The following is a 20,642-nucleotide window of genomic DNA, read 5'->3' as shown; positions in this document are numbered from 1 at the left end:
GGATGAGGGTGGAGGTGAAGGTCAGGAGGGTGGCGGCTCCGATGATCAGGAGGTAGATCCAGATCGGGCCGGTGGGGAGGGAGTTGGCGACTTTGGCGGAGAAGGGGAGGAGGGAGGCCAGGGCTACCAGGGTTCCTAGGGTGATGCCGGAGAGGGCGATGAGGGTGCTTTCGGCGCTGAGCATGCGGAGGACCTGGTTGCGGGTTGAGCCGGTGAGGCGTTGGAGGGCGAACTCGCGGCGCCGGCGCAGGGTGGTCGAGACGAGCGTGTTGACGACCGAGACCGCGGTGTAGGCGATGAGCATGCCGACGAGCATGTAGTTGACCCAGGCTTGGGTTTTCTGGTCTTCGGCGTTGGCCGAGACGAGGGCCTCGCGGTCGGCGACTTGTACGCCGGGGTGCGTGGCGGCGAGTTTGGTCAACGCGGGGCCGGGGTTGCCAGCGGGAGTGGTGCGGACGAGGATCTGGCGGATCAGGCCGTCGGTGGTGTGCGCGGTGAGGAGAGTTGCGGGGAGCACGACGCTTTCGTAACCGCGGTCGGCGGCGAAGGTCGCGACGACTCGGAGCTTCATGGAGGTGCCGTCGCCCAAGGTCATGGTGATGGTCGAGCCGATGCCGCGGTTGATCTTCTGCGCGACGTATTCGGGCAGGGCGACGGTCGAGCCGGTCAGGCCGGTGAGTGATCCGGTGGTGACTCGGACCGGGGCCGGGCCGTTCGCTCCTTGGGCGTCGACGCCGATGAGTGGGGCGCCGTCGTCGTCGAAGGGGGCGTTGCGGGGTTCGTCGATGACGCCGGTACTGCGGACGTACGCCGACGCACCGGCCACACCTGGTACGGCGCGGATCTGCTGCACGAGTTGCGGCGACAGGCCGGTTGCCGAGGTGAGGACGACGTCGGCGTTGAGGTCGCGGGTGAAGGCTTTGGCGGCGGCGTCGACCTGGGTGGTCTGCATGTAGAGGTTGGCGGTGGAGATGCCGACGGCAAGCATCACCGGCATCACGGCGGCCGACATCGCCACTGAGCGGACCGAGACGTTGCGGATCGCCAGGCGGCCGTTGACGCGGCTGAGTGCTTGAACCGGCCAACGCCACAACAGCAGAACGGCCTTGGTCCAGAAGGGCCCGAGCAGCGCGACACCGATCGCCCAGCACAGAACGGACGGACCGGCAGTGGCGCCGGCGAGCGGGCCGACCATCACGGTTGCGGTCACGATCATCAAGGCGAGACCGCCGCCGAGGAACAGCAGGCCGGCGATCAGCCGCACCCAGCTGAACCACTTGCGCTGCAGCGAGGACTCCATCAGTGCCTGGACCGGCTTGATCTTGGCCGACTTCCGGGCCGCGATCAGGGCCGCACCGATCACCGCGAGAACCGCGCTACCGGCACCGGCCGCGAACGGAATCATGCCTTGGTAGAAGGAGATCACCGGCGACGCAACCCCGTGATCGGCGAGCTGGTCGAACAGGAACCGGCCGAGCAGCGTCCCGGGAATGATGCCGATGGCAACAGCCGGGAGCGCCACGAGCAGGCCTTCCCCGAGGATCATCCGCCGTACCTGGCCGGGCGTCGTACCGATCCCTCGCAAGAGCGCGAACTCCCGCTCGCGATGTTGGGCGGACAGCGCGAGCGTTGACGCGACCACGAACATCATCGTCATCGCCGCGATGCCGCCGAACGACCCCGCGATCGCGATCAGCGCCTCCCGCTGCCCGCCGGTACCAGGGTGCTCGGCCAGCCCGCGGTCGATTCCGGACAGGGCACTCAGATTCCCGAGATCCTCGATCCGTTCCTTGACCGCGTCCAGGTCGGTGCCGGGGGCAACCAGTACGCCGACGTCGGCGTACCGGTCGGGCATCCGGCTGAGCCGCGCGGCGTCGGGCTCACTGAAGAAGGTGTGACCAGCCGGAGCCGCGGTAATGCCACTCAAGGTAAAGCTTTCCGGGACGCCGTTCACCAATACGCGAACCCGATCGCCCGGCTTGCCGCTGGTGCTGACGACCTCGCCGACGCCAGGGGCCCGACCGCTGACCAGCTTGTACGGCGCCAGCGCAGCGCTCGCCCAGTTGTGGCCCTCGGCAACCACTGGCCCGGATGGCGTGACCAGCGGTGCCGTGAAGCTGCGGTCGCCGATCACTCCCGTGACCCCTTCGACGGCGCGGATCTTGGTGATCAACTCAGCCGGCACGCCGACCAGCTCGGTCAGTGGGAAGGCGTCGAGGTCCTCGTCGGCGCCCGGTGGTTTGTGGGACTGCTGGCCGGTGACCACGATCGGGGCGGCGGCCAGTCGCTGGGGTTCGACGTTCGAGCGGATACCGGTCTCCATCAGACCGCCGCAGGCCATCACGATCGCCGTACCGAAAACGACTGCGACGAAGGTCGCGATGAATCCGCCCTTGCGGAAGCGCAAGGTGCGGATGGCGAGCCGCATCATCCGGTCACCGCGAGCTTCCCGCGCGCACCGAGGTGCGTCATCCGGTCGGCGACCTGCTCGGCGGTCGGGGCGATCAGGCTGCCGGCGAGACGTCCGTCGGCGAGGAAGACGACCTGGTCCGCGTACGACGCGGCGACCGGGTCGTGGGTGACCATGACGACGGTCTGGCCTTGGGTGCGGACCGGTTCGCGGAGCAGTTCGAGGACGTCGGCCGCGGTCTGGGTATCGAGGGCGCCGGTCGGCTCGTCGGCGAAGATCACTGCCGGCCGGGCGACCAGGGCGCGGGCGATCGCGACACGCTGCTGCTGACCGCCGGACAGTTCGCCCGGGCGGTTCCGCTGCTTGTCGCTGAGGCCGACCCGCTCGAGTACTTCGCGGACTGCGGCCTTGTTCGGCCGGCGGCCGTCGAGCTCCTGCGGGAGTACGACGTTCTGCCAGACCGTCAGCGCAGGCAGCAGGTTGAACGATTGGAACACGAAGCCGATTCGCTCGCGGCGCAGTTCGGTCAGCTGGTATTCCTTCATCCCGGCCAACGGCAGCCCGTCGATCAGAACCGAACCCGAGGTAGGCCGATCCAGCCCCGCGGCACAGTGCAGGAACGTGCTCTTACCGGAACCCGACGGCCCCATCACCGCCGTGAACGTGCCGCGGCCGAACCCGATGCTGATCCCGTCGAGCGCGGTGACGGTATTGCCACCCCGGCCATAGACCCGCCGTACATCCTGGAGAACCACCGAATGCTCGCTCGGGAGCACGGCTTCCTGCCGCTTCTTCGTCATGCTCAGGACGCTACGGAACCGCAGCGCTCCACCCCAGGGTGCTGAGTCGTCGCCAGGGGTGGTGGTAGGTCTACTCCGCGAACCAGCCGTCCGGCGCGACATCGCGGCCGAGGCGCCCGGCGTACTGGGCGAAGTAGATCCGCGACGACAATTCGCGACGGCTGGACACCCCGACCTTCTCGAAGATCACCTTGAGGTGGTCCTGGATCGTGTACGGCGACAAGTGCAGGGCCGCGGCGATCTGGTGCGTACTGTCGCCGAGCAGGATGCGCTGGACGACCTCCTGCTCGCGTTCGGTCAGACCGTAGGCCTCGACGATCAGGGGGATCACCTTGGCTGGTCCGGCGGACTCGATGGTCACCGCGATCTGTCCGGTCAGGCCGTCGCGATCGCGGATCTGCGTACCGTGCAGCGCCAGCCACTCACCGGTCGGGCTGCGCAGCCGCACGCTCGGGACGTAGTTGGTGGCGCCGGCCGCGATGCGGAGGGTGGCCGCCGCGACCGCGGCCACGGGTGACGGTATCCGCGTCCACAGGTCCCCGCCGAGCTCGGCGATCCGCTCCTCCGCCGTCGCACTCGCCGACAGCACCTCGCTGTTGGCATCGAAGATGACCACCGCCGTGGCCGGGCTCCGGCTCTGCTGTCCGGTGCCGGCGGCGATCAGACCGCGCCGGAATCCGAGCGCCATCGTCGATTCGATCCGGTGGACGAACTGTGCCTCGGCCGGCGAGAACCCGACCCGGCCGCGCTCGCGGTAGAGCGTGCAGACGCCCCACATCCGGCCGCCGCTGCGGACGACTCCGCGCAGTTCGTGCTCGACCCCGAAGGCGGGTAGGTAGTCGCGCATCCGCCGGCTGTGCAGCCGGTTGCCCTGCGTCGCGTCGTCCAGGATGCCGACCCCGACCTCGTGCCGGGCCAGGTCGGCGAAGTGGTTGAAGTCCGGCGGCCCGTACTCGTACTGGACGAACTGGACCTCACCGACCGGGTCGTTCTCGATGTCGACCATCACCCGGCCGGTGAGCAGGTTGGTGGCCGGGTCCGAGATTCCGAAGCAGATCGAGTCGAACGGGATCGCCCGGTCGAGCAGATCGGCTGCGGCGTGTGCGAACTCCTGCCACGACAATCCGGCGTCGGCGGCCGCCTCCAGGCCGGCGCGTGCCGACTCGGCGTGGTAGGTGTTCACATCGCTCAGTATGCGCCGCTGCCGGTGGCAGGGTGGACCCCAGAAATCTGGGGTTAGGCTGGCGTATGCGTGCTGTGGGCGTCACCTACGACACTGGGGTGTTGTACGACGGGCGCAGTACGCGGCGGCGGTTTGCGTCGGGGACTGTGCGTGCGGAGCTCCGGCTGATTGCGGCTGAGTTGCATGCGCCGGCGGTTCGGGTGGTGGGGAATGACCTGGATCGGCTTGTGCTGGCGGGGGAGGCCGCGCTGGATGCTGGGCTCGAGTTGTGGTTCTCGCCGATGCCGATGGATCTTGAGCCGGAGCAGTTCATCGAGTTCCTGGCGGAGTGCGCGGCTGCGGCGGAGATTTTGCGGAAGCGCGGCGAGGTTGTGTTGGTGCTGGGGTGCGAGCTGTCGGTGTTCTGCCGGGGGTTCGTGCCGGGGGAGACGGAGCGGCGGTTGGTGGCTGCGGCTCGGGTTGTGTTCGGCGGGCGGATCACTTATGCGGCGGGGATGTGGGAGGACGTCGACTGGGCGTTGTACGACATCGTCGCGGTCGATGCGTACCGGGACGCTCAGAACGAGGCGACCTTCGCGGACAACCTTCGGGAGCTGCAGAAGTGGGGCAAGCCGGTGGTTGCCACGGAGTTCGGCTGCTGTGCTTATCGGGGTGCGGCCGCGCGTGGGGGCAAGGGGTGGATGATTGTCGACCGGACGCTCGACCCGCCGCGGTTGGATGGTCGCTACGAGCGCGACGAAGAGGAGCAGGTGCGGTACTTGCGGGAGCTGGTCGAGGTGTTCGACCGGACCGGCCTGGATGCGGCGTTCTGGTTCAGTTTCGCGGGCTTCGAGCTGCCGCACCGGCCTGGCGACCCCGTGCATGATCTGGACGTCTCGTCGTACGGGCTGGTTGCCGTTGACGAGCTCGGCGGGCGGCAGCCGAAGCGGGTGTACGGCGCGCTGGCGGAGCTCAACGCTTCTCGCTCTGGCTGAGCAGGTGGGTGCGGGTGCCGGAGCACAGCTGCGACACCAGGTGCTCGGTCCAGTCCGTGCCGTCGCCGCTGAAGTGGCCGGTGAGGGCGTTGTCGGTGGTCGGGCGGAGGCGGATGCCGAGGATGTCGGCCAGGCCGGTGTCTTTGGGGCCGGCGACGGCTGCGACCGTGGCGTGGACGGGGCCGAAGTGGTAGCCGGACGGCCAGTTCTGGGGGACGTACTCGAAGAACGGGGCGCGGGTCGGTACGTCGGCCTCCAGAATGGGGAAGCGTGCGTAGCGGCTGCAACCGACTACGGCTTCGCGGACTGCGGGGATGTCGGCGTCGCGGGGGATCGCCAGGGCGGACGGGACGATGCAGGGGCCGAGTACGCGCTGCCACTGTGGGCGGTCGCGTTTGCTGAACAGGGTGGCGAAGACCAGGGTGTCACCAGCTCCGACGTACGGCGTCATGCCAGCGGCCAGCGCGGCCAGCAGGGTGACGAGCGGCGTACTGCGTTGTTGCCGGGTCCGCTGATCTACAGCCGCCAACTCGTGAGGCGTGAGTAGCTGCTCGCGGTAGGCAAACGGGTTGGCTGGCTGCGGTGGTGGTTGCGGGCAGGGCTTGGCGTCGGTGAGTCGGGCCTGCCACCAGTCACTGGCCGGACCGCGTTGGCGTTCGACCAGTGCGGCTTCGTTGAGCGTGTAGTCGGAGTACTGCGCTGCTGGTGGCGGTGCGTCGGGGTTGGAGTAGAGCATGGCCAGCTCGTCCAGGGTGGTCCAGAGTGTCACCGGGTCGGCGATCATGTGGTGCAGGTGCAGGGCGAGCCGGTTACCCGCCAGCCGCAGCCGGACTGGTGCTGCGAGCGGTACCTCGGCATGTGTCTCGACCGCATCGACCAGCTCCAGCTCGGCTGTCGGCGCGAGGTGGATCAGCTGGGACTGGTCGACGATCTCGGTGCGCAGTACGTCGTGCCGCCGCTGCAGCTCGTGGAACGCGGCTGCGAGCGCACTGTGGTCCAGTGCGCCGTCCAGCTCGAGTACGGCGTTCATGGTGAACCACGGTCCTCGCGCGAACCCCGGGCGGTTCGCGTCCATATGTAGAGCGAACGTCTGCCATAAGGAGGTCTTCACAGCAGCGCCTCCGAGTAGTCAGGCACCTCCGCCTTGAGCAGTGCCTCGTGTAGGTCATGCAGTACGTCGACAGCGAAGTCCTTGGCGGCCCAGTCCTCGAAGGCGATGCCATAGCCGAGTGAGATCCACAGGTCGGCGTTGCGCTGCTCGTGGGCGCCGAATGGTTCCAGTAGGACGAGTGGGGTTGCCGACCACAGCGAGTCGAGCAGCGTGCCGCCGCCGGGCTTGCTCACGGTGGCCAGTGCCTGCCGACACAGGTCGAACGAGCCATGGTGACCAGTGCGCTGCTCGAACGCCTCCCCGGCGAGCCCGAACGGCGGATAGCCGTCGTCCAGCCAGGGATGCCAGTCCGGGTCGATCATGAAGTAGCGGACGCCGTCTGAGGTCAGGTCCTGCTTCTCGTAGGCGACCACGTCCAGTGCGAAACCCACGGTGCCGAGCTCGGCGGCGTACTCGCGGTAGGTGCCCATGCCCCAACCGCCGCCGTGCACGAGCAGTCGGTGGTCGCGGTCGGTCCAGGCGATCGGTGCGTCCCGGCTGACCGGGATGCTGCAGGGGATCGTGCCTGCGTCCGCGTCGGCGAGCTTGACGTGCCGGACTGGGTACGGCGGGGTGCCCACCTTCTGGAATGAGGGGGAGATGACGGAGTCGACGTGGCAGATGTCTACGTCGACCGGTCCGTGGTGTTCGAGGTAGTCGGTGAGCAGGGTGAGCCAGAAGCCGGAGAAGACGATGAACCGGCTGACTCCGCGGGACTGCCAGTCTTTGAAGAGCTGTTCGACAGCTGCCGGGTCTGCGGCGCGGGAGGCGTTTCCGGCGAGCTTCTGGCCGGCCATGGCGACTCGGAAGTCGCGGTGGAAGGCTAGTTTGGACTGGGCGGTGGTTTCGAGCGTTTTGGCCGGCATGAGGCGTTCCAGGACTGAGACGGAGACTTGGCCGCCTTGTTCGCGGATGCGGTCGGCTAGGAGGAGTCCGGGGACGTGGACGCCTAGCGCTACGCCGGAGGTCAGGATCTCGATCACAGTGTTGCCAGTTCTTTGGCGAGGTGGCGCTCGACTAGTTTGATGAGACCGGCGTGGTCGGGGCCGGTGTAGCCGCGTGGGGTGCCTTCGATGAGCATGATCAGGTAGAGGTAGACGCGGTAGAGCGAGAGCCGTTCGCGGTCGATGTCGGCGCCGTACCCGGTGATCAAATCGGCGTCGATGTCGCTGAAGAGGGTCAGGGAGACGAACTCCGCTACTGGGTCGCCCCAGAAGGCGCGCTCGCCGTCGATGAGGCCGGTCACGCGGCCGTCGTCGACCAGGATGTTGCCGTCCCACAGGTCGAAGTGGATCAGGCGTGGGACTCGGACCGAGTCGAGTAGGGCGGTGCGGTCGGTGACCAGTTGGCGGGACACCTTGGCCGGGAGCGCGACGTCGTACCGGGCGGCGTCGTACAGGACGTCATCGAACATGGCTAGGAAGGCCTTGCTCCACGAGTCCTTGAGACCGCGTTGTGGGTAGCCGAAGCCGTCGGTGCCGGTGACCTCGTGCAGGCTTGCGACGATCGCACCGAGCTCACGCCTGTACTGCGCTCGTTCGGAGGGGATGCTGTGGATCGTAACGCCGGGCAGCGCGGTCATCAGGAGGAAGTCGTTGCCGGAGAGAACGACTTCGGGAACCGGTGCTTTGCCCAGTGCTGCTTGGTAGAACGTGGCCTCGGTCTGGATGAGGTTCTGCTCGTGGGTGAGCCCGGGACCGGTCGGGGCGATCTTCAGCACCAGGTCACCGTCGGCGTGTTTGACCAGGTGCACGGTGTTGTAGGTGCCGTCGGCAAGCTCCGTGACGGTGATCAGTGCCGCGGGATCTCGACCTGCACGAGAGAGCAAGGAGGCGAGGTAGCCGGGGTCCAGAGGGCGGGGCTGGGGGCGGCGGCCCGACGCGCCGCTCATGCGGTGACCGCGCGGCGGGCAGAGGCGTGGCTCATGGGGTGGCCTTTCGGCGGCGGGCGTCGGCGTAGATGGCGTCCATCAGCTCTATCCGCGGGATGGCGTCGGCCAGGTCTGAGGTGCCGTTGACGAAGTTGGTCAGTTGGCGTTCGTAGTAGGCGGTGGGGGCGAAGGTGATGACTTCGCGGTTGGCGTTGGTGGGGGTGATGACCAGGTTGAGGGGGACTGCGCCTAGGACTGGGCGGAGGAAGTTGCGGAGTTTGACGGTGGCCTGGTCGAACTCGTAGAGGTGTTCGCTGAGGTGGTTGGGACCCGTCTCGCAGTGCAGGGTTGCGGTTGCGCCGTCGGGCCAGTGCAGGGAAGCTACGAAGGAGCGGTCTACTCCGTTGGGACCGTCGAAGGCTGACTCGCCGGTCACCTCGACGGCGTCGGTTTCCGAGTTGAGGCCGACTGTCGCCTGGATCGCCTGGAGCCAGTAGCTGGCGCAGTCGAAGAAGATGCCACCGCCTAGCTCGGGTTGGTCGCGGTAGCCGCCGGGTTTCGGTTCGGCGAAGGTCATGCGGGTGCGGACGGTCCGCAGTACGCCGTACCGGCCGTCGTCGATGAAGGAGCGGACCACCTGCTGCCACTCGTGGTTGGCCGTCGCCACGGCCTCGGTGACCTGGACGGTGCCATCGGCGGCGAACTCCAGCTCGGCGACCTGTTCCGCGGTCAGGCACAAGGGTTTCTCGACGATCACGTGCTTCCCGGCGACGGCTGCGCGGACCGCCCAGCGGTGGTGGGCCGAGTTGTGCAGCGAGATGTAGACAGCCTCGACCGAAGGGTCGGCGAGCAGGGCTGCGTAGTTCTCGTGTACGACCTCGATCCCGTGCTGGTTGGCGAACTCCTTGGCTCGTACGGCGTCACTGGCCGCGACTGCCCGGACATGAGCGTTCGCGGTGGTGGCCGGTGCCAGCATGGTGCGGGCAGCGATCCCGGTGGCTCCGATCAGCCCGATCTCAAGCGGCATCGGTCATCCCTCGTGGTGTCAGGCCGGCGGTGTCGACCGCGGTCACCAAGCGGCGTTGCCACTGGCCGAGGTCGTCCGGGCGGCAGAAGATTGCCAGGTACACGCGGCCGCCGGGCGCGGCGAGGGTGCTGCCGTTCAGCACCAGTACGCCGGGCCCGTCGCCGGTGCTGAGCAGACCGTCGAAGGCCTGCAGTACGTCGGTAATTCCCTTGCCTGGAGCAACATTCAGTTCGAGCTGCCACAGGTGGGCGGTCAGGTCGGACCGCTGATCCAGGTGCAGGGTGAGCAGGCCGAGGGATTGACGGGCATTGATCTCGAGGACCGGTACGACGGTTCCGTCCGCGAGCAGCATGGCGTCGACGCCGACCGGTCCCCAGTACCCGGCCTTCGCGAGCGCGTCGATGACGCCGCCCAGCGATTCGGCGTACCAGCTTTCATCGATCAGGGAAGCCGGCGGTCGGTGGGAGCCGAGATGGCGGAAGCCTTTGTTGGTCATCTGCTGCAGGCCGAGGAAGTCCGCCGTACCGTCGCGGTGCAAGAGGAAGTGGCCGGAGAAGTCGTGCAGCTTGGGGAGTTTCTCCTGGACGAGCAGCTCGACTCGGCGGTCCTGTTTGCGCAGCACTCGCTCGACCGCGCGCAGGACGCCGGGCGTAGAGATTTCGAGCAGAGCGCGGCCGGAGACGCCGTACGGATCCTTCACCAGGGCTCGAAAGTCGAGCTCGGTGACGGCGGTGACCAGCTCCTCCGGTGAGCGGACGACTCGGCCCGCGCCGGGGAGGCCGAGTTCGATCACCAGTTCGTTGGACCAGGTCTTGGAGTTGACCTGGGCAACGACCTCGCTCGGTGGCAGGCTCGCGCCGACGAGCCGGGAGGTGTCCGGCAGGACCGCGTACGGCGCGACCTCCGCACCATGCACCAGATTCGGATCGATGAACCGCTCGACCGGACCAGGTCCCGGATCGTCGACCGAAAGATGGCGGACGCGATGTCCGGTCAGGAGATCCGGGTGCATCGGGTACCTGGTGATGAGCAGGTCGTCCGGTGCGCAGAAACCCAGCAGCAGCTCGTCCATCGCGCCGACAGCAGGGTCGTCGCCGCCGACCGATGGCAGCTCGGCCAAGTCGGCCGGCCGCCACCACGTCTCCGCGTCGAACGTCCCGAAGCGGACCGTCATTGCACTGGAGTTGCCAGCCGCTCCACGAAGGCGCTGAACTGCCGCACCGATCGCAGATCGTCCAGCTGCAAGGCGGGATAGTCGAGTTCGAGGTCGAACTCGTCCTCGATCGCCAGCAGGAACGTGATCGTCTGCAGCGAGTCCAGACCGTACTCCTCGACCAGGTCGGCGCCGGAGCCGATCTCCTCGGCGGTCGTGCCGTTGTCGAGCACCTTGGCCAGCACCAGCTTCACGCGGTCTTCGATGGTCACCCTCAGACTCCGTTCAGGTAGAGAAGAATGCACTTCGAGCAGACCGGCATCATTCCGTTCTCGGACATGATCCGGCGGACCTCGCGGAACGACTGGCTCTGCCACAGATCGCTGACCGACTGCTCGTAGAGGTTGCCGACTACGAACTCCGGGAAGAACTTGCAGGAGCTGACCGCACCGTCGGCGTGCACCTCCATCCGGTTCGAGACCGCGAGGCACTTGCTGCGGTGCTGCGCGGGGCGCGACGTACCGAGGATGAAGTCGGTGACCTCGTCGTCCTCGAGTTGCGGCTGGTAGCGCAGCCGCACGTTCCACGCGCGGGACGCCAGCCGGGCCATCGACTCCCGCAGCGCGGGCAGCTCCTCCTCGGGCAGCTGGTACGTGTACGAGTGCCAGGTGGGCTTCTTGGTGTCGGTGTTCGGCTCCAGCCAGGCGAACGACTGCTCGTAGAGCCGGTCCATCGCATCCGCGACCGACGGGCTGATGTACCAGGGGAACTGGAAGTAGACGGTGTTGACGCCCAGCTCCTCGGCCCACTCCATGAACTCGTACATCTTGTGCACGGTGACGTGGGAGACCATGCAGGACAGCGAAAGCTCGCCGTCCCACTTCCCGTCGCGTTTGAGGTCCAGCATCAGCTGGATGTTCTCCATGGTCCGCTTGAACGTGCCGCGGCCACGCAGTGCCTCGTGGTCCTCGCCCAGACCGTCCAGGCTGACCAGGAGGTTGAGGTTCTCACCGATCCGGAGCAGGTCGTCGACCTTGCGCTTGAACAGCAGGCCGTTGGTGCACATGTTGACGGTTCGCGGGTACTTCTCCAGCAGCTTCGCGACCTCGTCGAACTTCGTGTGCATCAACGGCTCGCCACCCCAGAGGAACATCTTGGAGCGGACCTCAGCGGTCGTCTTCAGCACGTCCTCGATGACGGACAGGTCCAGTTCGGTGCGCTGGCGCTCGGAGCTGAAGTCGCGGAAGAAGCCCTGCTCGTTCCACTGGTAGCAGTGCGTGCAGCGCAGGTTGCAGCGGTAGGTCAGTTGCAGACTGACCTCCTGCGGCAGCGGAGCGGCGTACTCGGGGTCGGTCAGCAGGTTCTTGCGAGCCTTGGACCGGATCGAGACGGTGTGCAGGATGTCGGCGAACTCTTTGGTGTTCAGGGTGCGGGTCGTGGTGGGGCGCATCGGACCTCCCGTGGAGTGGCGAGTAGGGCACTGCTTCCGGCGATCACACCTCCCGTCGCGAGTACCAGGACGAGACCGGTTGCGGCCCCGAGATGAGTGCTCAGTACGCCGCCGGCGAAGCCGCCGGTGAGCGCACCGAGGGGAACGGTGGACGAGGTGAGCGTGCGGGCCGTCGCATGCACTGTGCTCTGCAGTGCGGCCGGAGTGACCTGCTGACGGACACTGGTGGTCACGACGTTCCACACCGGCAGCCAGCCGCCTGCGAGCACTCGGATCAGCACCAGAGTCACAGCAGGTGTTGTCACGAGGCAGAGTGGAATCGCCAACCAGCACAGGGCTTCCACGCTCGTCAGCAGCAGCACCCTGCGGGTACCCAGCTTGCTGGCGAGGCGGTTGGCTACGAAGGCGCCGAGCAGGCCGCCGACTGAACCTGCGGCGATCAGCAGGCCGCCGGCGAGGCTGGAGAGCCCGAGAACGCGGTACGCGAACAGCAGCAGTACGGCGTCGACCATGCCGGTGCCGAAGCTGCGCACCGCGGCCGCTCCGACCTGTCGGCGCAGGACTGGGTGACGTCGTACAAAGTCGAAGCCGGTGCGGATTCGTTGCAGGAACGGCGCTTGCGCGGGTTCTGCGGGCGGCTCGATCGTTCTGATCCGAGTACGGCCGTACGCCGAGGCCAGGAACGGCAGGGCGCTCAGGAACAGGCCGATGGTGGAGCCGGTGGTTCTGAGCAGCAGACCGGCCAGTGCTGGACCGACGAGCTTGGAGGCGCTGTCCGAGCTCTGCAGCTTGGCGTTGGCACCGACCAGTTGGCCAGGGGAGACCAGTGCGGGCAGGTAGGACTGGCTGGCGACGTCCACGAACACCATGGCGACACCGGCGATCGCAACCACCACGAAGAGCTGGCCCATCCCGGCACCGCCGAGGATCGCGGCCAGTGGGATCGTCGCGAAGACGGCGAAGCGGACGGTCTCGCCGGCGATCATCACGCGACGGCGGGGGACATGGGAGAGCGCGGCTCCGGCTACCAGCCCGAACGCGGGGTAGGCGAACCAGCCCAGCGCGGACAGTACGCCGACCTCGGCGCTGGACGCGTCGAGCGTCAGAATCGCGATACTGGGAACGGCGAAACCGGTCAGCCGGTCACCGACGAAGCTCGCCGACTGGCTGCTCCAGTACCACGCCAGATCGCCGTCTGACCGTGTTCGTGTGATCGTTCGTCCGCGCACCCGTCGCCCCCAGCGTCGTTGGCTGAACCCCGGCCTTTCTTCAAGCTCTGAATGCTTGCTTTCTTTAAGTCTTGAAAGAAGTGCTCGGACAACTTAACCGGGTAGGTCCCGCTACTCAACCCCTCCGTCATGAATTCCTCGCTGACGGTGACAAGTGGTACGGACTCTCAGTTTTGGGAGGTCTGATGACTTGAGCAGACCCGACTCAGCTACTTGAGCAGCGCGCGCAGTCCGGCGGTGTAGGACTCGGGGGTGACGTCGCCGATGATCAGGCGCTGCAGGATGAAACCGGGCACGAAACCGAACAGGACCTGGGCGACGTGCTCGGGGTCGACGCCGGCGTCGATGGTGCCGTCGGCCTGGGCGCGACGGGCGACCTCGGCGAAGCGGGAGCGCAGCATCCGGTACTTGCCGCCGGCAATCTCCATCACGGCCGGGTTGCGCAGTGCCTCGGACCAGGCCTGCACTCCGACCCGGGTGACGTCGCCGCCGGGGCGCTCGGCGAGCGTGACGATGTGGTTCATGACGTGCTCCAGCGCCGTCACCGGATGCAGCGGCCCATCGGTGACCAGGACTGTTTCGAACAGGTCGTCGACGTTGCTGAGAGCCTCCTCGGCGATCGCGGCGACGATCTCTTCCTTGCTCTTGAAGTAGCCGTAGACGGCGCCGGCGGACAGGCCGGAGGCCGCGATCACATCGGCCATCGTCGCCTTGTGGAAACCCTGCTCGATCACGCAGGAGCGCGCGGCCGCCACGATCTGGGCGCGGCGGGCCACGCGATGTTCCTCGGTCACCTTGGGCATGCCGTGAACTTAAAACGAATGTCCGTTCTTGACAAGCCGACCATCCTGCGCCAGGCTCGGAATCAATAGAGAATGATCATTCGGTTTTAGCTCGAGAAGGAGTCCCACTCATGACTGCTGAGACGCAGGCCGAGCACCGCCAGCCACCCCTGGTTGCCGTCGTTCTGCTGCTCACTGCCGTGCTCACTGTGCTGCTGATCGCGTTCGCGTGGCCGGCCGCCCGGTCCGCGCCCCGCGACGTACCGATCGCAGTGGCCGGTCCGAGCCAGGCGATCGGCCAGGTCCAGGCCGGGCTGGAGCAGGCGATGCCGGGCGGGTTCGAGATCACTCCGGTCGCCGACCGGGCTGCCGCCGCGCAGAAGATCGAGGACCGCGAGGTGTACGGCGCGATCGTGCTCGACCCGGCGCAGCCCGAGGTGCTGACCGCCTCGGCCGGTGGACCCGTGATCGCCCAACTGCTGACTCAACTGGCCAGCCGGGTGTCGCCGGACCGTCCGGCGAAGGTGACCGACATTGTGCCGCTGCCTGCGGACGACCCGCGCGGCGCAGGTCTAGCCGCTGGTGCGCTTCCGCTGGTACTCGGCGGCATCATGACCGCGGCCGTGCTGACCATGCGGATCCGCTCCGGTGCGAGCCGGATGATCGGGGCCGTCGGTCTGGCCATCACGGGCGGGCTCGCGCTGACCGCCGTACTGCAGTTCTGGCTTGGGTCTTTTGAAGGCAACTACTTCGCGAACTCCGGCGTGATCGCGCTGTCGATCGCGGCGATCAGCCTCACGTTGCTCGGACTGGAGTGGCTGTTCGGATTGGCCGGGCTCGGTGTCGGGGCCGCGTTGATGATGCTGCTCGGCAATCCGCTGTCGGGTCTGACGAGTGCTCCGGAGATGCTGCCGAGCGGGTGGGGTGCGTTCGGTCAGTTCCTCCCGCCGGGAGCCGCTGGTACGGCGTTGCGCTCCGTGAGCTTCTTCGACGGAGCCGGGTCCGGTACGGCGTTCGTCGTACTGAGCGCGTGGCTTGCTCTCGGCCTGGCGCTCTGTGGCCTGGGTGCGATGCGGTCGCAACGTGTCGTCCATGGCCGTCACGAGGCAACGCCGGTTACTGTCTGAACGATGTTTCGGCGCGGTGACCTGATTGTTATGACAAGGTCACCGCGCTTTCGCCTGTCAGCGCGGACAACGTTGTCTGCCACCCATTGACTTCACGGCCGTCAGCCTCCTAAGTTCGCCAAAAGCCCGTCTGTTTGGGCCGTGGTACCGGGATGACAACGATTGCCCGAAGGTGGACCTGATGGTGACAAGAAAGCGTTTCAAGGCGGCCGGTGCGCTGGCCGCGTCCGCGCTGCTGCTGGCGGTCTCGGCCTGTAGTCAGGGGTCGAGTACCAAGCAGCCGGAACCCGGTGGTCAGAGCAGTGGCCCGGCGAACATCAAGATCGCCTACCAGCAATGGGGCCCGGGCACGACCATGAAGACCTTCCTCGCCGGCGTGAAGTCCGAGTACGAGGCGGCCAACCCTGGCTCGACGGTCGAGGTCCTGCCGATCGTGGCGAGTGAGAACGACTACTACACCAAGCTGCAGCTGATGATGCGGTCGCCGAACACCGCACCGGACGTGGTCTACGAAGACACCTTCCTGATCAACTCCGACATCACCGCGGGCTACCTGCGGCCGCTCGACGACTACATCGCGAAGTGGGACCAGTGGGGCCAGTTCGAGGAGACTGCCAAGGGTGCGGCCAAGGCGCTGGACGGCAAGACGTACGGCGTTCCGGACGGCACCGACACCCGGGCACTTTGGTACAACAAGCAGATCTTCGCCAAGGCCGGCCTGCCGACCGACTGGCAGCCGAAGACGTGGGACGACGTACTGACCGCGGCCCGGACCATCAAGGCGAAGGTCCCCGGCGTCACCCCCTTCAACATCTACTCGGGTAAGCCGATGGGTGAGGCCTCGGCCATGCAGGGCTTCGAGATGCTCCTGTACGGCACGAAGGACTCGCTCTACAACAGCGACCAGCAGAAGTGGGTCGTCGGCAGCCAGGGCTTCAAGGACTCGCTGAACTTCATCAAGACCGTCTTCACCGAAGGCATCGGCCCGTCCCCGAAGCAGGCGCTGGACCCGAACATGGGCAGCAAGGTCGGCACCGAACTGCTCCCCGAGGGCAAGCTCGGGATCGCACTGGACGGCTCCTGGATCTACGGCAACTGGCAGAAGACCGGCGCCAAGCCGTGGCCGCAGTGGACCGAGGTGATGGGCCAGACCGCGATGCCGACCCAGGACGGTGGCGGTAAGGGCAAGGTCAGCCTCTCCGGTGGCTGGACCTGGGCGATCCCGGCCAAGTCGAAGAACCCTGACGCGGCCTGGAACCTGATCAAGACCCTGCAGACCCAGAAGAACGCGGCCAAGTACGCGACCGACGGCGCACAGATCGCCGTTCGCAAGGATGTCGCCGCGGACGAGGGCTACAAGAGCTCGTCGAAGAGCACGCAGTTCTTCACCGACCTGGTCTCGGTCACCGTGTACCGGCCGGCCTACGCGGAGTACCCGAAGGTCTCGAACGAGATCATCACCGCGATGGAGGCGGTGATGACCGGACAGTCCTCGGTGGACGACGCCGCGAAGAACTACGACGAAGCGGTCGAAGGCATTGTCGGTAAGGACAAGACGACCGCAGGCCAGTAGCCCTTTCGTGAAGGAACCCTCCCTGTGACGACGACTGTCGCTCCGGCTCCCGTTGCGTCCAAACCCGGACGCAACGGGAAGCCGCGGACCGCGAACCTGTTCAAGATGCTGCCGCTCACCCCGGCCATCGGACTCATGCTGGTCTTCCTGGCCGGCCCGATCCTGTACTGCATTTACGCCGCGTTCACGAACATGGCGCTGACCGGTACCGGTGCGGCGAACGTGACGTTCGTCGGCCTGGACAACTTCCGCAAGGCCTTCGGCAGCGGTGCGTTCAGCAACGCGATCTGGCTGACCTTGGTGTTCACGCTGGTCTCCGCGATCATCGGCCAGAACACCCTCGGGCTCGGGCTGGCGCTGCTGATGCGCAAGTCCACCAAGGTGGTCCGCAACTTCGTCGGTACGGCGGTCATCGGTGCGTGGGTGCTGCCCGAGGTCGTCGCGGCGTACCTGCTCTCGGCGTTCTTCAACGAAGAGGGCACCCTGAACGTGATGCTGCACGCGGTCGGCCTGCCCGGCCAGGACTGGTTGTACGCGGCACCGATCATCGCGGTCTCGCTGGCCAACATCTGGCGCGGTACGGCGTTCTCGATGCTGGTGTACTCCGCGGCTCTCAGCGAGGTGCCGAAGGAGATCGAGGAGTCGGCCGAGATGGACGGCGCCGGCGGCTGGCGGCGGCTCGTGTTCGTGACGCTGCCGATGATCAGCCGGGCGATCATGACCAACCTGATGCTGATCACGCTGCAGACGCTGAGCGTGTTCGGCCTGATCTACGCGATGACCCGCGGTGGTCCGGGGACCAAGTCCCAGACGCTGCCGCTGTACATGTACGAGCAGGCGTTCAGCTTCTCCCAGATCGGCTACGGGACCGCGATCGCCCTGGTGATGCTGGCGATCGGTGCGGTCTTCTCGCTGATCTACCTGCGTGGACTCAACTCGGAGGCAGCGTGATCGCCCGGGACCGGATCAGCAAGCTGGCATCGAACCTGGTGCTGCTTGCCATCGGCATCTTGTTTGTTCTCCCGCTGCTGTGGGTGTTGTTCGCCTCGATCAACCGGACGGCGGGACTGCGGGTCGAGTTCCCGACGGATCCGACGCTCGGGAATTTCAAGGCAGTGCTGAACACGGATACGACGTACCGGCCGGTGCTCAACGGCATCGTGCTGTGCGGCGGGGCGGCGTTGCTCACCATGGTGTGCGCGGTCTTGGCGGCGTACCCGTTGTCGCGGTTCAAGTCCCGCTTCAACCGGCCGTTCCTGCTGACCGTGTTGTTCTGCACGGGGTTGCCGATCACCGCGGTGATGGTGCCGGTGTACGGGTTGTTCGTTCAGCTGAACCTGGTGGACACGCTGGGTGGCACGATCATGTTCATGGCCACGAGCTCGTTGCCGTTCGCGATCTGGCTGACCAAGACGTTCATGGACGGCGTACCGATCTCGCTGGAAGAGGCCGCCTGGGTTGACGGTGCCAGCAACATGCGGGCGCTGAAGAGCATCGTGCTTCCGCTGATGTGGCCCGGAATCGCCGTGGTGCTGATCTTCACCTTCATCGGCATGTGGGGAAACTTCTTCGTCCCCTTCATGCTGCTGCTCTCCCCGGAACGCCTGCCCGCCTCCGTCAGCATCTTCACCTTCTTCGGCCAGTACGGCGAACCCAACTACGGCCAGCTGGCCGCGTACTCCCTCATCTACACCACCCCGGTGTTGCTGCTGTACTTGTTGCTCAGCAGGAAACTGGGCGGCGCCTTCGCCCTCGGCGGCGCCATCAAGGGCTAGGGCGTATCTCTTAAGCCCACGCCTACTGCGCTGCACCCGGCACGGCACCTCGCCGCACTGGAGGAAAGGCCACGATGGAAAAGCATCGAGGCCTCCCCTCCAGCGCACCGATGCACCGCACCGAGCACATGCTCGCTACGGCGCGGACTTAAGAGACACGCCCTAGCCGGCGACTCGCCGGGGTGATTGCGGGGGGCAAGTAGTCGTCCTAGGGTGCGGGGGAGGAGGCTTGATGAAGGGGATCGTGCTGGCTGGTGGGTCGGGGACGCGGTTGTACCCGATGGCTCGGGGGATCTCGAAGCACCTGATGCCGATCTACGACAAGCCGATGATCTACTACCCGCTGGCCACGTTGATGAGTGCGGGGATCGACGACATCCTGATCATCACGACCCCGGAGGACAGCGCCAGTTTCGGGCGGTTGCTGGGGGACGGGGCGCAGTTCGGGTGCACGTTCAGGTACGCCGTACAGGCGCGGCCGAACGGGATTGCCGAGGCGTTTTTGGTGGCGGAGGAGTTCATCGGGGACGGCGCGGTGGCGCTGATTCTGGGGGACAACCTGTTCTACGGGGACGGGTTCGGGGATGAGCTGAGGGGCCGGGCGGATCCGGACGGCGGCGTGGTTTTCGCTTATACCGTTGCGGATCCGCGGCGGTACGGCGTGGTGGAGTTCGATGCGGATCGGCGCGCGATCGGGATCGAGGAGAAGCCGACTGAGCCGCGGTCGAACTTTGCGGTGGTCGGTCTGTACTTCTACGACAACGACGTGGTGGAGATCGCGCGGTCGTTGCAGCCGAGTGCTCGCGGCGAGCTCGAGATCACCGATGTGAACCGGGAGTACCTGCGCCGCGGCAAACTGCAGGTGCAGCAGTTGGATCGTGGATCGGTGTGGCTCGATACCGGGACGATCGAGTCGTTGGCGGATGCGTCCGACTTCGTGCGGGTGCTGGAGAATCGCACCGGACTCAAGGTCGGTTGTGTCGAGGAGGCCGCCTGGCGGCAGGGTTTCATCAGCGATGACGACCTCCGGCTGCTCGCCGAGCCACTGCGCAATTCCGGGTACGGCGAGTACCTGCTGGGGCTGTTGAGCGGACCGAGGCTGGTGCATCGATAGATGGACCGGGTCCTGGTGACTGGCGGCGCCGGGTTCATCGGCGCGAACTTCGTGCAGAGCGCCGTATCGACGTACGGCCGGATCACCGTGCTGGATGCGCTCACGTACGCCGGTGATGTCCGCAACCTGGCACCGGTTGCCGACGACATCGAGTTCGTCGAAGGCGATATCGCTGATGCGTCGCTGGTCGATCGGCTGGTCGGGCAGACCGATGTCATCGTACATTTCGCCGCCGAGTCGCATGTCGACAACTCGCTCGGCGACCCGGCGCCGTTCATCCGGACGAACGTAGTCGGCACGTTCAACCTCCTCGAGGCAGTACGCCGGTACGACGTCCGCCTGCACCACATCTCGACCGACGAAGTGTTCGGTGCGCTGCCGCTCGACACCGGCACGCGGTTCACCGAGGAGACGCGGTACGACCCGTCGTCGCCGTACTCGGCCAGCAAGGCGAGCTCCGACCATCTGGTTCGGGCGTGGACCCGCTCGTACGGGATTGCCGCCACGATCTCCAACTGCGCCAACAACTACGGCCCGTACCAGCATGTCGAGAAGCTCATCCCGCGCCACATCACTTCGGTCCTGACCGGCCGGCGTCCGAAGGTCTACGGGGCCGGCGCCAACGTCCGCGAGTGGACCCACGTCGACGACCACAACACCGCCGTACAACTCATCCTGCAGTCCGGTCGCCTGGGGGATACCTACCTGATCGGCTCCGGCCAGGAACGCTCCAACAAACAGGTCACCGAAACGATCCTCCGCCTCCTGGGCCAACCCGCCGACGCCTACGACCTGGTCCCCGACCGCCCCGGCCACGACCTCCGCTACGCCACCGACTCCACCAAACTCCGCACCGAACTCGCCTGGACCCCGCAGTACAACGACTTCGAATCCGGCCTCGCCGACACCATCACCTGGTACCGCGACCACGAACCCTGGTGGCAGGCGGCGAAGGCCACCACCGAAGCCCGCTACGCCGCGAACCCCCCAACCGCCGTACCGAAGAACGGGTAGTGGTCCCTCCC

The 20,642-nt window shown here is 66.6% G+C and carries 19 protein-coding genes; 7 read left to right on the top strand and 12 right to left on the bottom strand.

Annotated features, from left to right (window positions below; translation table 11 throughout):
- From E1261_RS28800 to E1261_RS28790, 3 genes are all read right to left on the bottom strand, one after another.
- The coding region (locus tag E1261_RS28800; protein WP_132411985.1) for an ABC transporter permease at nt 1–2,431 on the bottom strand (2,431 nt) is incomplete at its 3' end.
- Nucleotides 2,428–3,210 (bottom strand): ABC transporter ATP-binding protein, encoded by a 783-nt coding sequence (locus tag E1261_RS28795; protein WP_132411983.1) that lies wholly within the window; start codon nt 3,208–3,210, stop codon nt 2,428–2,430. The genes E1261_RS28795 and E1261_RS28800, both read right to left, overlap by 4 nt.
- A gap of 70 nt (nt 3,211–3,280) precedes the next feature.
- Complete coding sequence (locus tag E1261_RS28790; protein WP_132411981.1) at nt 3,281–4,393, bottom strand: helix-turn-helix transcriptional regulator; 1,113 nt, start codon at nt 4,391–4,393, stop codon at nt 3,281–3,283.
- Between the two features lie 65 nt (nt 4,394–4,458).
- Here E1261_RS28790 and E1261_RS28785 point away from each other — a divergent pair, with 65 nt between their 5' ends.
- Nucleotides 4,459–5,367, top strand: coding sequence for a glycoside hydrolase family 113 (locus E1261_RS28785; protein WP_132411979.1), 909 nt, complete (start codon nt 4,459–4,461; stop codon nt 5,365–5,367).
- Here E1261_RS28785 and E1261_RS28780 read toward each other — a convergent pair.
- The 9 genes from E1261_RS28780 to E1261_RS28740 form a co-directional block, all read right to left on the bottom strand.
- Entirely contained in the window at nt 5,345–6,442 is a 1,098-nt protein-coding gene (locus tag E1261_RS28780; RefSeq protein ID WP_132411977.1) for a condensation domain-containing protein, read from the bottom strand. The genes E1261_RS28785 and E1261_RS28780 overlap by 23 nt on opposite strands.
- Nucleotides 6,443–6,474: 32 nt before the next feature.
- Nucleotides 6,475–7,500 carry a glycosyltransferase family protein gene (locus E1261_RS28775; protein ID WP_132411975.1) on the bottom strand — a complete coding sequence of 342 codons (1,026 nt, stop codon included), beginning with the start codon at nt 7,498–7,500 and terminating at the stop codon, nt 6,475–6,477.
- Entirely contained in the window at nt 7,497–8,408 is a 912-nt protein-coding gene (locus tag E1261_RS28770) for a phosphotransferase family protein (protein ID WP_132411973.1), read from the bottom strand. Before E1261_RS28770 ends, E1261_RS28775 begins: the two co-directional genes overlap by 4 nt.
- A gap of 31 nt (nt 8,409–8,439) precedes the next feature.
- On the bottom strand, nt 8,440–9,414 hold the full coding sequence (locus E1261_RS28765) for a Gfo/Idh/MocA family protein (RefSeq protein ID WP_132411971.1): 975 nt from the start codon (nt 9,412–9,414) through the stop codon (nt 8,440–8,442).
- Entirely contained in the window at nt 9,404–10,588 is a 1,185-nt protein-coding gene (locus E1261_RS28760; RefSeq protein ID WP_132411969.1) for a hypothetical protein, read from the bottom strand. Before E1261_RS28760 ends, E1261_RS28765 begins: the two co-directional genes overlap by 11 nt.
- The gene (locus E1261_RS28755) at nt 10,585–10,839 is read right to left on the bottom strand and encodes an acyl carrier protein (protein ID WP_202875110.1); all 255 of its coding nucleotides are present in this window, start codon (nt 10,837–10,839) and stop codon (nt 10,585–10,587) included. Before E1261_RS28755 ends, E1261_RS28760 begins: the two co-directional genes overlap by 4 nt.
- Nucleotides 10,840–10,841: 2 nt before the next feature.
- Complete coding sequence (locus E1261_RS28750; protein WP_132411967.1) at nt 10,842–12,017, bottom strand: radical SAM protein; 1,176 nt, start codon at nt 12,015–12,017, stop codon at nt 10,842–10,844.
- The gene (locus E1261_RS28745) at nt 11,990–13,246 is read right to left on the bottom strand and encodes an MFS transporter (RefSeq protein WP_132411965.1); all 1,257 of its coding nucleotides are present in this window, start codon (nt 13,244–13,246) and stop codon (nt 11,990–11,992) included. The genes E1261_RS28750 and E1261_RS28745 overlap by 28 nt, the downstream gene beginning before the upstream one ends.
- A gap of 209 nt (nt 13,247–13,455) precedes the next feature.
- Nucleotides 13,456–14,049 carry a TetR/AcrR family transcriptional regulator gene (locus tag E1261_RS28740; protein WP_132411963.1) on the bottom strand — a complete coding sequence of 198 codons (594 nt, stop codon included), beginning with the start codon at nt 14,047–14,049 and terminating at the stop codon, nt 13,456–13,458.
- A gap of 110 nt (nt 14,050–14,159) precedes the next feature.
- On the opposite strand from E1261_RS28740, the gene E1261_RS28735 reads away from it, so the two are divergent.
- The 6 genes from E1261_RS28735 to rfbB all read left to right on the top strand — a co-directional run bounded on the left by E1261_RS28735 (nt 14,160) and on the right by rfbB (nt 20,631).
- Nucleotides 14,160–15,155 carry an ABC-2 transporter permease gene (locus tag E1261_RS28735; protein WP_132411961.1) on the top strand — a complete coding sequence of 332 codons (996 nt, stop codon included), beginning with the start codon at nt 14,160–14,162 and terminating at the stop codon, nt 15,153–15,155.
- A gap of 181 nt (nt 15,156–15,336) precedes the next feature.
- Complete coding sequence (locus E1261_RS28730; RefSeq protein WP_132411959.1) at nt 15,337–16,728, top strand: extracellular solute-binding protein; 1,392 nt, start codon at nt 15,337–15,339, stop codon at nt 16,726–16,728.
- A gap of 24 nt (nt 16,729–16,752) precedes the next feature.
- Complete coding sequence (locus E1261_RS28725; protein WP_132411957.1) at nt 16,753–17,679, top strand: carbohydrate ABC transporter permease; 927 nt, start codon at nt 16,753–16,755, stop codon at nt 17,677–17,679.
- The gene (locus E1261_RS28720) at nt 17,676–18,503 is read left to right on the top strand and encodes a carbohydrate ABC transporter permease (protein ID WP_132411955.1); all 828 of its coding nucleotides are present in this window, start codon (nt 17,676–17,678) and stop codon (nt 18,501–18,503) included. The genes E1261_RS28725 and E1261_RS28720 overlap by 4 nt, the downstream gene beginning before the upstream one ends.
- A gap of 232 nt (nt 18,504–18,735) precedes the next feature.
- Complete coding sequence (gene rfbA, locus E1261_RS28715) at nt 18,736–19,617, top strand: glucose-1-phosphate thymidylyltransferase RfbA (RefSeq protein ID WP_132411953.1); 882 nt, start codon at nt 18,736–18,738, stop codon at nt 19,615–19,617.
- On the top strand, nt 19,618–20,631 hold the full coding sequence (rfbB, locus tag E1261_RS28710) for a dTDP-glucose 4,6-dehydratase (RefSeq protein WP_132411951.1): 1,014 nt from the start codon (nt 19,618–19,620) through the stop codon (nt 20,629–20,631).
- Nucleotides 20,632–20,642: the final 11 nt, after the last annotated feature.

Origin of the sequence: Kribbella albertanoniae, from assembly GCF_004348455.1 — a bacterium.
In the GTDB taxonomy this organism is placed as follows: Bacteria; Actinomycetota; Actinomycetes; order Propionibacteriales; family Kribbellaceae; genus Kribbella; species Kribbella albertanoniae.
This window is presented reverse-complemented; position numbering and strand designations above follow the sequence as displayed.